This window comes from Leifsonia sp. NPDC058230, assembly GCF_042882245.1.
Classification (GTDB): Bacteria; Actinomycetota; Actinomycetes; order Actinomycetales; family Microbacteriaceae; genus Leifsonia.
The window spans coordinates 801,724-815,617 of record NZ_JBHVWM010000001.1; the positions used below are offsets into that span (position 1 = coordinate 801,724).

General features: G+C 67.5%; 16 protein-coding genes. 10 read left to right on the plus strand and 6 right to left on the minus strand.

The window, feature by feature from the left end; all coding sequences use genetic code 11:
- Positions 1-26: 26 nt before the first annotated feature.
- The 3 genes from ACFVV0_RS04055 to ACFVV0_RS04065 all read right to left on the minus strand — a co-directional run bounded on the left by ACFVV0_RS04055 (position 27) and on the right by ACFVV0_RS04065 (position 3,141).
- Positions 27-905 carry an endonuclease domain-containing protein gene (locus ACFVV0_RS04055; RefSeq protein WP_387058562.1) on the minus strand — a complete coding sequence of 293 codons (879 nt, stop codon included), beginning with the start codon at positions 903-905 and terminating at the stop codon, positions 27-29.
- Positions 906-1,040: 135 nt separating this feature from the next.
- Positions 1,041-1,712 carry a potassium channel family protein gene (locus ACFVV0_RS04060; protein ID WP_387058566.1) on the minus strand — a complete coding sequence of 224 codons (672 nt, stop codon included), beginning with the start codon at positions 1,710-1,712 and terminating at the stop codon, positions 1,041-1,043.
- Positions 1,705-3,141: a TrkH family potassium uptake protein gene (locus ACFVV0_RS04065; protein WP_387058569.1), complete on the minus strand. Its 1,437-nt coding sequence runs from the start codon at positions 3,139-3,141 to the stop codon at positions 1,705-1,707. The genes ACFVV0_RS04060 and ACFVV0_RS04065 overlap by 8 nt, the downstream gene beginning before the upstream one ends.
- 65 nt (positions 3,142-3,206) lie before the next feature.
- Here ACFVV0_RS04065 and ACFVV0_RS04070 point away from each other — a divergent pair, with 65 nt between their 5' ends.
- The 5 genes from ACFVV0_RS04070 to ACFVV0_RS04090 all read left to right on the plus strand — a co-directional run bounded on the left by ACFVV0_RS04070 (position 3,207) and on the right by ACFVV0_RS04090 (position 4,805).
- Positions 3,207-3,635, plus strand: a complete 429-nt coding sequence (locus ACFVV0_RS04070; protein ID WP_387058571.1) for an ArsR/SmtB family transcription factor — start codon at positions 3,207-3,209, stop codon at positions 3,633-3,635.
- Between the two features lie 139 nt (positions 3,636-3,774).
- Entirely contained in the window at positions 3,775-3,969 is a 195-nt protein-coding gene (locus tag ACFVV0_RS04075; RefSeq protein WP_387058574.1) for a helix-turn-helix domain-containing protein, read from the plus strand.
- Positions 3,970-4,038: 69 nt separating this feature from the next.
- On the plus strand, positions 4,039-4,137 hold the full coding sequence (locus ACFVV0_RS04080; protein WP_003792170.1) for a 30S ribosomal protein bS22: 99 nt from the start codon (positions 4,039-4,041) through the stop codon (positions 4,135-4,137).
- A 105-nt stretch (positions 4,138-4,242) separates the two neighbouring features.
- Positions 4,243-4,506, plus strand: a complete 264-nt coding sequence (locus ACFVV0_RS04085; protein WP_387058577.1) for a glutaredoxin family protein — start codon at positions 4,243-4,245, stop codon at positions 4,504-4,506.
- The gene (locus tag ACFVV0_RS04090; protein ID WP_387058580.1) at positions 4,503-4,805 is read left to right on the plus strand and encodes a Dabb family protein; all 303 of its coding nucleotides are present in this window, start codon (positions 4,503-4,505) and stop codon (positions 4,803-4,805) included. Before ACFVV0_RS04085 ends, ACFVV0_RS04090 begins: the two co-directional genes overlap by 4 nt.
- Before the next feature lie 22 nt (positions 4,806-4,827).
- Here ACFVV0_RS04090 and ACFVV0_RS04095 read toward each other — a convergent pair whose 3' ends face one another.
- Both ACFVV0_RS04095 and ACFVV0_RS04100 read right to left on the minus strand, forming a co-directional pair.
- Entirely contained in the window at positions 4,828-5,529 is a 702-nt protein-coding gene (locus ACFVV0_RS04095) for a GntR family transcriptional regulator (RefSeq protein WP_387058583.1), read from the minus strand.
- Positions 5,529-6,212, minus strand: coding sequence for a GntR family transcriptional regulator (locus tag ACFVV0_RS04100; RefSeq protein ID WP_387058586.1), 684 nt, complete (start codon positions 6,210-6,212; stop codon positions 5,529-5,531). Before ACFVV0_RS04100 ends, ACFVV0_RS04095 begins: the two co-directional genes overlap by 1 nt.
- A gap of 136 nt (positions 6,213-6,348) precedes the next feature.
- Between ACFVV0_RS04100 and ACFVV0_RS04105 the strand changes: the two genes are divergently transcribed.
- Positions 6,349-8,295 carry a hypothetical protein gene (locus tag ACFVV0_RS04105; protein ID WP_387058588.1) on the plus strand — a complete coding sequence of 649 codons (1,947 nt, stop codon included), beginning with the start codon at positions 6,349-6,351 and terminating at the stop codon, positions 8,293-8,295.
- Positions 8,296-8,369: 74 nt separating this feature from the next.
- The gene (locus tag ACFVV0_RS04110) at positions 8,370-9,224 is read left to right on the plus strand and encodes a PPK2 family polyphosphate kinase (RefSeq protein ID WP_387058590.1); all 855 of its coding nucleotides are present in this window, start codon (positions 8,370-8,372) and stop codon (positions 9,222-9,224) included.
- A gap of 33 nt (positions 9,225-9,257) precedes the next feature.
- On the opposite strand, the gene ACFVV0_RS04115 is transcribed toward ACFVV0_RS04110, so the two are convergent.
- Complete coding sequence (locus ACFVV0_RS04115) at positions 9,258-10,541, minus strand: isochorismate synthase MenF (protein WP_387058593.1); 1,284 nt, start codon at positions 10,539-10,541, stop codon at positions 9,258-9,260.
- A gap of 114 nt (positions 10,542-10,655) precedes the next feature.
- On the opposite strand from ACFVV0_RS04115, the gene ACFVV0_RS04120 reads away from it, so the two are divergent.
- From ACFVV0_RS04120 to ACFVV0_RS04130, 3 genes are read left to right on the plus strand one after another with little or no spacing between them, the layout of a single operon-like run.
- Positions 10,656-11,408: a class I SAM-dependent methyltransferase gene (locus ACFVV0_RS04120; protein ID WP_387058595.1), complete on the plus strand. Its 753-nt coding sequence runs from the start codon at positions 10,656-10,658 to the stop codon at positions 11,406-11,408.
- On the plus strand, positions 11,408-12,487 hold the full coding sequence (locus ACFVV0_RS04125; protein WP_387058598.1) for a polyprenyl synthetase family protein: 1,080 nt from the start codon (positions 11,408-11,410) through the stop codon (positions 12,485-12,487). The genes ACFVV0_RS04120 and ACFVV0_RS04125 overlap by 1 nt, the downstream gene beginning before the upstream one ends.
- Before the next feature lie 18 nt (positions 12,488-12,505).
- Positions 12,506-13,867 carry an FAD-dependent oxidoreductase gene (locus ACFVV0_RS04130; protein ID WP_387058601.1) on the plus strand — a complete coding sequence of 454 codons (1,362 nt, stop codon included), beginning with the start codon at positions 12,506-12,508 and terminating at the stop codon, positions 13,865-13,867.
- Positions 13,868-13,894 lie beyond the last annotated feature (27 nt).

The following is a 13,894-nucleotide window of genomic DNA, read 5'->3' on the forward strand; positions in this document are numbered from 1 at the left end:
CCACGGATAGTTCGTGGACTCGGCTGCTACTTCGTGAGAGATCGGCGGAGGGCTGTGCGGACGCGGCGTGCAACGTCGGAGAACGGGTCGGCGGCGGTCACGAAGATGACGTCCCACCCCTCTTCGACCAGCCATTCGCGACGTCGGATGTCTTTGCGGTATGCCTCTGCCGTGCTGCGGTGGTGGTCACCCAGGTACTCGATCGCGACCCGGTAGGCGGGATAGGCCAAGTCGATCATCGCCGCGGTCTCGCCGTCTGGCCCAGCGACGCGATAGTTCAGTTCCGGCGCAGGGAGCCCGGCGTCTTCCAACGCGAGCCGTATGCGCGTCTCCTGCGGTGAAAGCGATCCGTAACGGATACGCGCAGCGGCGAGCCGTAGATTGCGCACTCCTCGATGGCGGCCGTGACGGCGAAGTGCTCCATCGAGTTGCTCGCGAGCGATCGGAGGCGGGCTGCCGCTGTACGGTTCGTCGCCCGTGACGAGATAGTCCCCGATGACCGTCAGCTCGTCGGGGCTGAGGAGAGCACCCAGCTGAACCCAGACCTCTTCGGGCGCGAGGACGCGCATCCCGTCGACATTCACGACTCGTTGCCCGTTCGACGTGAGCTGGTGGCCCAGGATTCCGCGCAGCCGAGGTGGACGGTCCGGCTCGAAGACGCTGACCTCGACCTGCTCGGGAAGAGTGCGTCGGGGGAGCGGCATTCCGTGCAGAACGGCGCCGGATCGATGCGAGAACGCCGCCCCACCGGGAAGGATCAGCGTGGCTGAACGACAGAGCTCGGCGTGACCGTCCGGCTGGCGCTGCGTCCGCATCCCGTGGAACGGTCTGTGATACCGCCCGTCGTACAGTGCCGCCCGCGGGATGCCTGCAGCCAATGCATCCCTTGTTCTGAACCCGCCCATGCGCCCACCCAACCGCATCCCGCGGGCTGACCGCAGAACTTATCCACAGCCCTCCCGTCGAGTACGCACGAAGTACGCCGAAAACAGCCGAGTCCGCGGACAATTCGTGGACTCGAGAGTTGGGGGCGGGGCGGGTCAGGCGTCGAGGGCGGCGAAGCGCTCGATGTCGGCGGCTGTGCCGGCGACGATGACGAGGTCGTGGTTGGAGACGGTGGTCTCGGCCGTCGCGTAGGTGAAGGGCTTGCCGGGGGACTTCACCCCGACGACGGTGACGTGGTACTTCGATCGCACGCCGGATTCGCCGAGCTTGACGCCGCGGATGGGCTTCGGCGGGTACATCTTGACGAGGGCGAAGTCGTCGTCGAATTCGATGAAGTCGAGCATCCGGCCCGAGACGAGGTGCGCGACGCGCTCGCCGGCTTCGGCTTCGGGGTAGATGACGTGGTTGGCGCCGATGCGTTCGAGGATCTTGCCGTGGGACTGCGAGATCGCCTTCGCCCAGATCTGCGGGATCTTCAGGTCGACCAGGTTGGCCGTGATCAGCACGCTCGCCTCGATCGACGAGCCGACGGCCACGACCGCGACGGAGAAGTCCTCGGCGCCGATCTGGCGCAGCGTCTCGATAGAACGCGCATCCGCCTGCACGGCGTGGGTCACGCGGTCGGCCCACTTCTGCACCAGTGCCGCATCGGTGTCGATGGCGAGTACTTCGCGGTCGAGGCGGTCGAGCTCGCCCGAGGTTGCGGCGCCGAAACGGCCGAGACCGATCACGAGCACGGGAGCGTTGTGCTTGATCTTGTCAACCAACGAGCGGCCTCTCCTCAGGGTTCTGGAACAGCTGCTTGCGTTGGCTCTGGGCCAGCGCCGCGGCGAGTGTCACTGTACCAACGCGTCCGCAGAACATCGTCGCGGCCATGATGTACACACCGGCGTCGGGCAGCTGCTCGGTGAGCCCGGTCGACAGCCCGCAGGTCGCGAACGCCGAGATCACATCGAACAGCACATGATCGAGGGAGGCCTTGGTGATCTGCAGGATCAGGATGCTCGACACGGCCACGATCGTCGCTCCCCAGAGCGCCACCGCCACCGACAACCGGAGCACGTCGATGGGGATGCGCCGGCGGAACGAGTCCATCGTCTCGACGCCGCGCGCCTCGGCGAACGCGGCCAGGAACAGCACCGCCAGTGTCGTCACCTTGATACCGCCCGCGGTGGACGCAGAGCCGCCACCGATGAACATCAGCATGTCGGTGACCATGATGCTCGACCCGTTCAGGTCGTCGATCGGGATGGTCGAGAAACCGCCCGACCTGGCCATCGTCGACAGGAACAGCGACTGGAAGACGGTGTGGCCCGCATCCAGATGCCCGAACGTCTTGGGGTTGTCGTACTCGAGCACGATGTAGAGGAGCGCGCCGGCGACGAGCAGGATCAGCGACGTCCACACGGTCAGCTTCACGTGGATCGACCAGCGGCGACGCTTCTTGCGCAGGTTCGTCGCGATGGCGAGGATCACGGGGAAGCCGATCGCACCGAGGAAGACGCCGATCATCAGGGCTCCGAGAAACCAGAAGTCCTCGGAGAACTGGGTCAGCCCCTCGGCGTTGGGGGCGAATCCGGTGTTCGTGAACGCCATGGCCGAGTAGTAGAGGCTCTCCCACGCGGCGGTTCCGACGTCGATGCCGGCGATCAGCATCCGTGGGAACAGCAGAAGTGCGACGGCGCCCTCGATCACGACCATGCTGAGCGCGACCGTCGTCAGCAGCTTGCCCACGTCGCCGAGTCGCACGGCCTGGCCTTCGGCGACCGGTCCCGCGTGCATGCGCAGCGGATTGCTGTCGCTTGCGGCGATCAGCTTGGCGCGGAGTCCGAGCCGCCGCGACACGATGAGGCCGAGGATGCTCGCCATCGTCAGCACGCCGACCGCGCCGATCTGCACGCCGGTGTACACGAGGATGTGCCCGAACACCGACCAGTGGGTCGCCATGTCGACCGTGGAGAGGCCGGTCACACAGATCACCGATACGGCCGTGAACAGCGCGTCTGCGAGCGGTGTGGTCGAGCCGTCCACCGTCGCGATCGGCAGGGAGAACAGCAGCGTGAACACGAGGATGAGCGCCGCGAACACCAGGATCGCGAACCGCGAGGGGCTGCGATTGGCGAAGCCGGTAAGAGCTTCGCGGAGCCGCCCGGCCGAAGGCATGACCGGACGCTTGACTGTCGATGTCGCTCGCATGGTCCGTTCCTCCCTTGCGACAGCTTGACATGGTACTCCGCTGGGCGAATGACTAGCCTGGGGGGATGGCCGACATCTTTGACGTGATTGCCGACGCTACAAGGCGCGACATCCTGGGGGTGCTCAAAGATCGTCACGCCGAAGAGGGGCACTCCTCCGGCGAGATCAGCGTCTCCGAGATCGTCTCGACGCTCGAATTGAGCCAGCCGACCGTCTCCAAGCATCTGAAGGTGCTCCGGGATGCGGGGCTCGTCTCGGTGCGCGAGGAGGGCCAGCACCGGTACTACCGTCTCGACTCCGAGCCACTGGAGGCCGTCGAGGACTGGATCATCCCGTTCGTCGCGACCGACCTCGACACCGTCGGCTTCGGAGTGGACCTGGCGGACGAGACGCGCGAGTTCGCCAGTACCGTGGGCAAGGTGTTCGCCGACACGAGCCACCGCGTCACCACGGCCGTCGAACGCGTGACGCCGCGAAAGTGGCGCCGCGACTGATCCGGTCGCTCTGCGCGGAAGCCCGCTCTTTACGCCGAGGCCGCTGAGGCCCTAGAGTTTCCACTCACTACCCGTCGAGCGCGGGTACGATTGAGGGCGGACCCGATTTGTCGGGCCTGGACAAGAGGACCAAGCAGACATGGCACGCGATCTCTCGGATGTGCGCTTCCTGACGGTCGCCGAGGTGGCCGACATGATGCGCGTCTCCCGCATGACCGTGTACCGGCTCGTGCACTCGGGCGAGCTGCCGGCCATCCGTTTCGGCCGCTCCTTCCGCGTGCCGGAATCGGCCGTCTCGCACGCCCTGGAGAACCACGTCGCCGACACGGCCTGACGTCGGGTAGACTGCTACCTTGTGTCGCCGCGCATTCCGCGGCCAACCCCCTATCTTTGTGAGGTCTACGTGGGTTCCGTTATCAAGAAGCGTCGCAAGCGTATGGCGAAGAAGAAGCACCGCAAGCTGCTTCGCAAGACTCGTCACCAGCGTCGCAACAAGAAGTAGACCTCGTCGTCTGCAGCTCGAGCGTCGGCACCTTCGGGGGTCGGCGCTTTTTGCTGCGCGTCCACGAGGGGCGGATTCGCGCATCCGTTTGGCTAGGCTGTTCGGGTGACGAATGTCGAGCTCACCCTCATCGGCAAGCCGGGCTGCCACCTGTGCGATGACGCCCGAGAAGTGATCCGGTCGGTCATCGCCGACCTGCCCGACGACGCGCCCGTGGTGACGGTCGGCGAGCGGAGCATCCTCGACGACGCCGTGCTGCACGAGCGTTTCGTGGAGGAGATCCCCGTGGTGCTCATCGACGGACGCGTTCACACTTTCTGGCGCGTCGACCCAACGCGCCTCAGAACCGCACTCCTGGAGGCCGTATGACCATCCGCCACGTCGTCTCGTGGAAGCTCGCCACGACCGATCCTGCCGAGCGCACGGAGCAGGCGGCTGCGATCAAGCGTGGGCTCGAGAGCCTTCCGCCGTCGATCCCCGAGATCCTCGCGCTCGAGGTGGGAGTCAACGTGCTGGCGCCGGGGGCGAACTTCGACGTCGTGCTGATCAGCGATTTCGAGGATGCGGATGCGCTCGCACGCTATGTCGCGCATCCCGACCATGAAACGGTCGCCGCGTACATCAGGTCGGTGGTCGGGGCCCGCTCAGCCGTCGATTTCGAGGTCTGAGCGGCCCCGCCACAGGTTCCGGTCAGACGATCGGGTTCTCGTCGATCTCAGCGTCGGTACGCCGGTACTCGTCGAGGAACTGCTTCCGGGCCGGCTCGTAGAGGGCGTGGATGAGTTCGCCCGCCTTCTCTGCGTCATGCGCTCTAGCCGCTTCGGCGATCTCCGCGACCTTGCCCGGGATGTCGTCGGTGCCGAATGGGAGCTGCCAGACGCTGATGTAGCGGAGGAGCTGCGGGCTGAGGCCCTCGCTCACCGTGACCAGCACGGTGTTGCCGGTCGAGCGCTCGAATTCCAGGAAGAAGTCGTTGAGCGAGCGGCCGAGCGCGGGCAGGTCCTTGCTCTTGGCGTGCTTCTTGATGTTCTTGGCGAACCTCTCGAGGCGTCCGATGGTCGCCGCGTCCATGGATCCCACTGCAGTGCGGGCCGCGTGCTCGTGGAGGATGCCGGACGTGTAGATCGCTTCGTCGATCGCGCGCAGGTCGATCGGGGCGACTCTCGTGTAGCGGTTGGGCGCCATCTCGACCAGGCCGATGTCGGCCAGCTTCATGAGCGCTTCGCGCACCGGCGTACGCGAGACACCGAGCCAGGCGGTCAGCTTCTCGTCGAGCAGGGTCTCGCCCGGCTCTAGTGTGCCGTCGAGGATGCCCTCGTGCAGGCGCTGGTAGACGACGTCGCGCAGGAGCTGACGCTCGACGGGCTGGGTGTCTTTGACGGGAAGCGGCATCAGATCTCTTTCTTCGCGGTCGCGGCGTACTCGTCGACGAGCTGTGCGAGCGCGGTGTTCCAGAAGCCGGAGACCCCCTCGGTCGCCTTCGTGACGTCCCCGGCCACCGAGGCCTCGATCGTGGCTGTGAGGAAGGGGATGCCGGCTTCGAAGGAAGCGGGGCTCGGCGCGGCGTTGAGCGCCCGGCGGATCTCGGGCAGGTGGCGGGTGGCGAGCCGCGCGATCGTCTTGTTGTCGAGCCGTCGCACGTAGACCGACATGACGGACTCGGTCGCCGCGCGCTCCTTGACGAGCGCAGCCAGGTCTTCGCCGCTGTTCATGCGCGCGAGCAGGGCGAGAAGCTGTTCTTTGTCACCGTCGGTGAGGAGCGGTGTGGCATCCCGCACGACGCTGCGGAACAGCGTACCGAGCGTGGCGATCAGGCCACGCAGGCGCTCGGGGTCGATCGGGGTGACCCTCGTGCGTTTCTGGGGCAGGATCTCGACGAGTCCCATCCCTGCGAGCTGGTTCAGTGCTTCGCGAACGGGCGTGCGGGAGACCCCGACCCATTTCTCGATCTCGGCATCGTAGAGCTGCTCGCCCGGCAGGAGGTCGCCGTCGACGATCGCGTCGAGCAGACGAAGGAACACTTCGTCTCGGATGAGTCGCCGGGGGTTCACGGCTTCGGTCGCGGGTACAGGCATACATGAATATTACATCTGCCAATGGATTTCCCGAGGTCTACCCGCATTGCGGAAGAACGTGTCACCGGAAACGAGCACGATGACGCATGCCGGCGCGGAGACAGGCGCTGCCGGGGGTCGGCGTTAGGCTGACGCCATGCTGCCCCAGATTCGCCCGTACACCTGGCGCGGACGCGGAGCAGCCGGACGCGCGGTGTTCGTCGCGGCCCTGATCGTCGGCGCTCCGATCATGCTGGCGATCGGCCTCGTCCTGCTGCTCCTGGCTGTGGTGGTGTGGGTGGTCGCCGCGATCGGCTGGCTCATCGGGACGCTCGCCGTGTGGGTCTGGTTCGCGGTGCAGCGGATGCGCCGCATCCCGTATCCGTTCCGTCTGCGGCCGCCTCTCGGCCGGTCCGCGCGAACGCTGGCGTTCAGCTCGCTCTACCTGACCTCCGCTCCGAGGGTCGTCGGCGCCGCAGCCCGCCTCACCGGATTCCTCCTGGCACCGGTTGCGCTGCTCGTGAGCCTGGTCGGGATCGTCGCGCCGCGGTGGCGCGCGCGACCGTACGTCGCCGTGTTCACGCTCTCGGGCATCCTGCGCAAGGCTGTGGGATTGGGGCACCGGCGCGGCCTGCTTCGCGATGGGCACGGTGTGCGCACCCTCGGGTACGACGAATACCTCGCGGAGTCGTTTCCGCACATCCGGGACTTCCTCGACTGGTGGCGGGATCCGGCGGCTCCCCACGACTACCGCCCCGCCCCCACGATCGTCGACGTGCCGGCCGAACTGCTCGGGCTCGACCTGGAGCCGTATCCCGACCCGCTCGGCTATCCCGGCCTCGCCGCGGGCGCCCTCCGTCGCCGGCAGATCACCGGCCTCCGCGAGCTGTTCGTCAGTCAACGCGAGATCGACGACCTCTGCGATCCCGACCTCGACGACCGGGCCGACGTCGCGCTGATCAGGGTGAGCTCGAGACGGGATGCGACCGGGCTGCGGCACTGGATCGTGCAGTTTCCGAGCACCAAGTCCTGGCATCCACGAGCCGGAGTCGCTCCCAACGACCTCACCGCCGACCTCGTCATCGGGGCGGAGGGCGAGGCGACCGCCACCCGGGCTGGCCTCCAGACGATGCGCGAGGCGGGCATCCGCCCCGGAGAGCCCGTGCTCCTCGCGGGCTTCAGCCTCGGCGGGATGGTCGCCGCTCAGGTGGCCGTGCGGGCAGCGGAAGAGGGCTTCACGATCTCGCATCTGGTCGTCGGGGGGACGCCGCTCGGCCGCGTAGCGATCCCGGAGGGCATCCGGGTGCTCGCGATCGAACACGTTCTCGACATCGTGCCCCGGATCGAGGGCCGCGAGAATCCGGTCGACCGCGAGGATGCGCCTCCGACGGTCACAGGGACCGCCGACGTCGTGACGGTGAAGGCCGGGCCTCCGCTGCCGGTCGGATTCCGACTCGGGGTGCTGCACCAGTCGACCGCCTACGCCGACACGGCCGCTCTGCTCGAAGCCGAGCCACCGGATGAGCGGGTGAAGGCGATGCTCACGCAGTTGCGGGTGTTCTTCGGCCCGGGCCAGCGGCTCGTCGATCACGCCGCTCTGCGCACCTCCACGTCCGTCGCGCGGCCGTCGGTGCCGTTCTACCTGCACAGCACGGTGGAGGAGGGGATCACCCGCGGCACTCTGCGGCAGACGCTGCGACGAATCCCGGGCGTGATCGCCGTGGATGTCTACCAATCGCGAGCGGGCTTCGCGACGACCATTCTCTGGAACGCCGATGTGCTGGTGCGCTCCCTGCGCCCGTGGTTCACCTCGGTCGAGCGGATGACGGTCTACCGCGGCCTTCTCTCGCTGCTCAAGCGGCGCCGTGCCGTCGGCGTCCACTTCCGGTTGCAGGCGAAGGAGACTCCCGGCGTCACGTGGGAGGCCACGGTGCAGCGGATGGCCGACGGCCGCTGGCGCGAGACGATCGACCTCGTCTTCGAGGACCCGCAGGCCGAAGCGGAGTTCGGTACCCTGCTCCTGCCCGAGGGCGCCGGATCGACGGTGACCTTCTATCCGCCGGACGCGTTCGAACCGGTGCTGGACCAGACGCGTTCCGTTTAGACGGTGGGCGCATCCGGGTGCCGGAAAGGGATGCGCGATCGTACGATGAACACACTCGCCGACGAGGAGACATCATGGGCCGCGAAAGCTTCTGGACGACCGAACCCGACGAATTCCTGCGGGTGGGGGACGGCTTCGTGCTCGCGGACCAGCCGACCGACGCCCACTTCGGGTTCGACGCCGGCAAGGCGGAGGGGAAGGAAGCGCTCGCTGAAGGCGCGGAGATCCTCGGCGACCTGCAGGAGCGGTTGTTCGCGGCGGGCACCGTCGGCGAGCGGCGCAGTGTGCTCCTCGTGCTGCAGGGGATGGACACCGCGGGCAAGGGCGGGATCGTCGCTCATGTGGTCGGCGCGGTGGACCCTGCCGGCGCGCACTACACGGGCTTCAAGAAGCCGACGCCGGAAGAGCTCGCCCACGACTTCCTCTGGCGCGTGGCGAAGGAGACGCCGGCCGTCGGCCACCTCGGGGTGTTCGATCGCTCCCACTACGAGGATGTCCTGATCGGCCGAGTGCGACAGCTCGCGCCGCCCGAGGAGATCGAGCGTCGCTACTCGGCCATCAACGACTTCGAGAAGGAGCTGGAGTTCGCCGGCACGACCATCGTCAAGGTGATGCTGAACATCAGCAAGCACGAGCAGCGGTCCCGCCTCGCCGACCGACTCGATCGGCCGGAAAAGCACTGGAAGTTCAATCCGGCGGACATCGACGAGCGAGAGCTGTGGGACGAGTATCAGGACGCGTACCAGATCGTCTTCGACCGAACATCGACCGAGTACGCGCCCTGGTACGTGGTGCCGGCCGACCGCAAGTGGTACGCGAGGCTCGCGGTTCAGCACCTGCTCATCCGGGCGCTCGAGACTCTCGATCTCGGTTGGCCGGAGGCGACGTTCGACGTGGAGGCGCAGAAGGCGCGGCTCGCCGCATCCTGATCCGCCCGACGGCCGGGTCAGGGGTTTCGAGGATCAGCCGAAGGCTTCGACGATCGGCCGGAACTTCATCGTGGTCTCCGCGAGTTCGCGCTCGGGGTCGGAGTCTGCCACGATCCCGCACCCGGCATAGGCGGTGAGGTCGCCGGTCTCGGCGATCTGGGCGGAACGCAGCGCGATCGCCCATTCTCCGTCGCCGTCGGCGCCGACCCAGCCGACCGGGCCGGCGTAGCGCCCGCGGTCGAACGGCTCCAGGTGCCGGATGAGGGCCACGGCATCCGCGGTCGGCGCGCCGGCCACCGCGGCGGTCGGGTGCAGCGCGTCGATCAGATCGAGGGAGGTGGATCCGTCGCTCAGTGTGCCGGCGACGTCGGTGGCGAGGTGCCACAGGTTGGGCAGTTTGAGGGTGAACGGCATCTCGCTGGCCGTGAGTCCGGAGCTGTGCGGGGCGAGCGCCGCGATCACGCTCTCGACGGCGTAGCGGTGCTCGTCCTGGTCCTTCGTGCTCGTGGCGAGGGAGACGGCGGCGTCATGGTCTGCGGCTGCATCGCGACCACGCGAGATTGTGCCGGCGAGCACACGCGCGTTCACCGCGCCGTGGTCGACGCGAACCAGGGTCTCCGGCGATGAGCCCACCAGGCCGTCGACGGCGAAGGTCCAGCACTCGGGGTAGCCCAAGGCGAGCTCGACCAGGGCTCGCCGCAGGTCGGACTCGAGCGGCAGATGGCCGACGAGGTCGCGGGCCAGGACGACCTTGCTCAGCTCGTGGTCGTGGATGCGATCGACCGCCGCGGCCACCGCATCCTTGTACCCCTCCTTGTCGAGGGTTCCCGGCAGCAGGGACAGCCGATACTCGTCGCCGAACGGGGTCGGCTCGGGGTTGCCGCGTCGCGGCTTCGAAGACTCGGGGATGCCGTCGGTCTCGATCGGCCGGATGTGCGTGATCCAGCTGCGCCCGTCGCGCCGGCCGATCACGACCTCCGGAACGATGAGCACACTCGGCAGCTCGCTGTCGTCGGCGAAGGTGAACGTGCCGAATGCGACGAGGCCGGTGCCCGGCTTGGCGATCGGGTCGACCACCGCCGAACGGCTCACGACCTCGGCCCACGCTGTCGCGGCCGTGCGCATCCGGTCGGCCCCCGAGAACTCCAGCCGCAGCGCGGTGCCGATGCCGGCCAATCCTTCGCCTTTGCGGCTCCAGAGCAGCGGGTGCCGCGCATCGAGGAAGGGGATGAGTTGCCGGACGTCGTCGAGGGGGATGGTCTCGACCGAGAGCGCAGTAGCGCTCGACGCCCGCGGCGTGGTCGCTGTGGATGTCACCGGAACAGACTACGCCCGCGACGCTGAGCGACGGATGCACGCCGGCTGGGGGCCCGCCGCGTGTTCGGATGCCGGAGAAATGCGCGCCACCCGGCCGCCGCCTAAGCTAGTGGGGTGAGTAAGGCCGACCTGAGTAAACAGCCCGAGCAGGTCGCCGCCATGTTCGACGAGGTGTCGACCCACTACGACCGGACCAACAACGTCCTCTCGATGGGCAACGCAGTGCTCTGGCGCGTGGCGACGACGCGTGCTGTCGACCCCCGCGCGGGCGAGCGCATCCTCGATGTGGCCGCCGGCACCGGAACGTCGAGCGCATCCCTCGCCAAGAACGGCGCCCGCGTCGTGGCTGCAGACTTCTCCGCCGGCATGATCGAGGTCGGCCGCGTGCGACAGGCCGCGAACCCGTTCGTCGAGTTCGTGCAGGCCGACGCCACTGCGCTGCCCTTCGCCGACGGCGAGTTCGACGCCGTCACCATTTCGTTCGGCCTGCGCAACATCGTCGATCCCAAGCAGGCGCTCGCCGAATTCCTCCGCGTGACCAAGCCGGGCGGCCGCCTCGTGATCTGCGAGTTCTCCCAGCCGCCGGTTCCGCTCATCCGGGCCGGATACTCCGCCTACCTCCGCTACGGGATGCCCGTGCTCGCCCGCGTCGCGAGCTCGAATCCGGCCGCCTACGACTACCTGATGGACTCGATCGAAGCGTGGCCCAGCCAGCTGGTGCTCGCCGACTGGCTCCGCGAGGCGGGCTACGAAGATGTGGCCTACCGCAATCTGACGGCCGGCATCGTCGCGCTCCACCGCGGACGCAAGCCGGGCCTCGAATCGAATCCGCGAGCAACGCCGACCGTTCCACCCAAGGGGGAGTAGTGGCTTCAAGCGTTCCGGCTGTGCGGCGACCCGCGTCGCTGTCGAGCCAGATCGGCCTGAGCGAGAAGATCTTCGCCTCCGGGGAGGACAGAGAGCTCGCCTCGGCAGTCGACGCCGGGCTGGCTCTCGTCGAGGACGGCCTGCACTCGGAGATGCGGTTCGCCGACAACCTCGCCGATGTCACCGCACGCTACCTGCTCGAGGCGGGTGGCAAGCGGGTGCGGCCCATGCTCACGCTGCTCACCGCCCAGCTGGGCGCGGGGAACACCCCCGAAGTGCTTTCGTCGGCCGAAGCGATCGAGATCACCCACCTGGCCTCGCTCTACCACGACGACGTCATGGACGACGCGCAGATGCGCCGCGGAGTGCCGAGCGCACAGTTCGTCTGGGGAAACTCCGTGGCGGTGCTCACCGGCGACCTGCTCTTCGCCCGCGCCAGCAAGATGGTCGCAGCGCTCGGCGAGCGCGCGATCACGCTGCAGGCCGACACGTTCGAACGGCTCTGCCTCGGCCAGCTGCACGAGACCATCGGACCTCAGGACGGCGAGGACCCGATCGAGCACTACATCCAGGTGCTCGCCGACAAGACCGGTTCGCTCATCGCTGCCGCAGCGCAGATGGGCGTCGTCTTCTCGAAGGCCCCGGAGGAGTACGAGCAGCCCGTCGTGACGTTCGGCGAGAAGGTCGGCGTGGCGTTCCAGCTGATCGACGACGTGATCGACCTCTCCGCCAAGGGCGTGAAGGAGACGGGCAAGACCCCGGGCAACGACCTGCGTGCAGGTGTGGCGACCCTGCCGCTGCTTCGTCTGCGCCAGCGCGCCGCGACGGATGCGGATGCCCGCGCCCTCCTCGAGCGTCTCGAACGCGATGTGATCGGCACCGTCGACGACGGCACCATCACCCCTGAGGCGACGGCGGCGATCGCCGCCCTTCGCGACCACGACGTGACCAAGCAGACACTCGACGAAGCGCACCAGTGGGCGCGCGAAGCAGTCGAGGCGCTCGCACCCCTGCCGCGAGGTCCCGTGAAGAAGGCTCTGACCCGGTTCGCGGAAACCATCGTGGAACGTTCGAGCTGAGCGAGAGAGAAACAACGAATGACCAAATTGCGACTGGCCATCGTCGGCGCCGGCCCCGCCGGTATCTACGCAGCGGACATCCTGCTCAAGGCGGAGCGCAGCTTCGATGTCTCCATCGACCTCTTCGAGCAGCTTCCGGCACCGTACGGACTCGTGCGATACGGGGTCGCGCCCGACCACCCGCGCATCAAGGGGATCATCACCGCCCTCCGCGAGGTTCTGGACAGCGGTGACATCCGTATCTTCGGCAACGTGAAGTACGGAGAGGACATCACTCTCGACGACCTGAAGAAGCACTACAACGCGGTGATCTTCTCGACCGGTGCCATCCATGACGCCGAGCTGGAGATCCCGGGCGTGGAGCTGAACGGATCGTACGGCGCCGCCGACTTCGTGAGCTGGTTCGACGGGCATCCGGATGTGCCCCGCACCTGGCCGCTCGAAGCCCAGTCGGTCGCCGTGATCGGCAACGGCAACGTGGCTCTGGATGTGTCCCGCATGCTCTCGAAGCACGCGGACGACCTGCTGCCGACCGAGATCCCCGACAACGTCTACGAGATCCTCAAGTCGTCGCCCGTGACCGATGTTCACGTCTTCGGCCGCCGCGGGCCGGCCCAGGTGAAGTTCACGCCGCTGGAGCTGCGGGAGCTGGGCGAGCTCAATGACGTCGACATGATCCTGTACGACGAGGACTTCGACTACGACGACGCGTCGAAAGCGGCCATCGCGAGCAACAAGCAGGTCATGGTCATCGACCGTGTGCTCCAGAAATGGCGTCAGCGCGAGGTCGGGGCGGCATCCCGGCGCCTGCACCTGCACTTCTACGCGAAACCGCTCGAGGTCGTCTCGGACGGTGAGGGGAACGTGGCCGCTCTCCGCTACGAACGCACTCAGCCCGACGGCGAAGGCGGCGTTCGCGGAACCGGCGAGATCCGCGATGTTCCCGTTCAGGCGCTCTACCGGGCGGTCGGCTACTTCGGGTCTCCGCTGGACGGCATCCCGTTCGATCACGAGCACGGTGTGATTCCGAATCACGAGGGCCAGGTGCTTCGCAACGAAGACAACGAGCGCATGTACGGCGTGTACGCGACGGGGTGGATCAAGCGAGGGCCGGTCGGGCTCATCGGCCACACCAAGTCGGACGCGATGGAGACGATCAAGCACGTGATCAACGATCAGGGCAATTGGTGGTCGCCGACCGACCCGTCCGAGCAGTCCGTGGTCGACCTCCTCGACTCCCGGTCTGTGGAGTACACGAATCTCGACGGCTGGCACAACCTCGACGCCCACGAGCTGGGCCTCGGCGCGCAGCGCGGTCGCGTGCGCGTGAAGGTCGTGCCGCGAGACGAGATGGTGCGCGTCTCCAACGGCAAGCCCTGAACCTTTCCTGGTCAGCGGTCGGCGCGC

Bases quoted from the DNA above. Each gene is read 5' to 3' on its own strand.
- ACFVV0_RS04070 (WP_387058571.1), top strand. From the start codon at position 3,207: ATGGCCGACATCTTTGACGTGATTGCCGACGCTACAAGGCGCGACATC.
- ACFVV0_RS04130 (WP_387058601.1), top strand. From the start codon at position 12,506: ATGACCAAATTGCGACTGGCCATCGTCGGCGCCGGCCCCGCCGGTATC.
- ACFVV0_RS04075 (WP_387058574.1), top strand. From the start codon at position 3,775: ATGGCACGCGATCTCTCGGATGTGCGCTTCCTGACGGTCGCCGAGGTG.
- ACFVV0_RS04065 (WP_387058569.1), bottom strand. From the start codon at position 3,141: ATGCGAGCGACATCGACAGTCAAGCGTCCGGTCATGCCTTCGGCCGGG.
- ACFVV0_RS04100 (WP_387058586.1), bottom strand. From the start codon at position 6,212: ATGCCTGTACCCGCGACCGAAGCCGTGAACCCCCGGCGACTCATCCGA.
- ACFVV0_RS04095 (WP_387058583.1), bottom strand. From the start codon at position 5,529: ATGCCGCTTCCCGTCAAAGACACCCAGCCCGTCGAGCGTCAGCTCCTG.
- ACFVV0_RS04105 (WP_387058588.1), top strand. From the start codon at position 6,349: ATGCTGCCCCAGATTCGCCCGTACACCTGGCGCGGACGCGGAGCAGCC.
- ACFVV0_RS04055 (WP_387058562.1), bottom strand. From the start codon at position 905: ATGGGCGGGTTCAGAACAAGGGATGCATTGGCTGCAGGCATCCCGCGG.
- ACFVV0_RS04110 (WP_387058590.1), top strand. From the start codon at position 8,370: ATGGGCCGCGAAAGCTTCTGGACGACCGAACCCGACGAATTCCTGCGG.
- ACFVV0_RS04090 (WP_387058580.1), top strand. From the start codon at position 4,503: ATGACCATCCGCCACGTCGTCTCGTGGAAGCTCGCCACGACCGATCCT.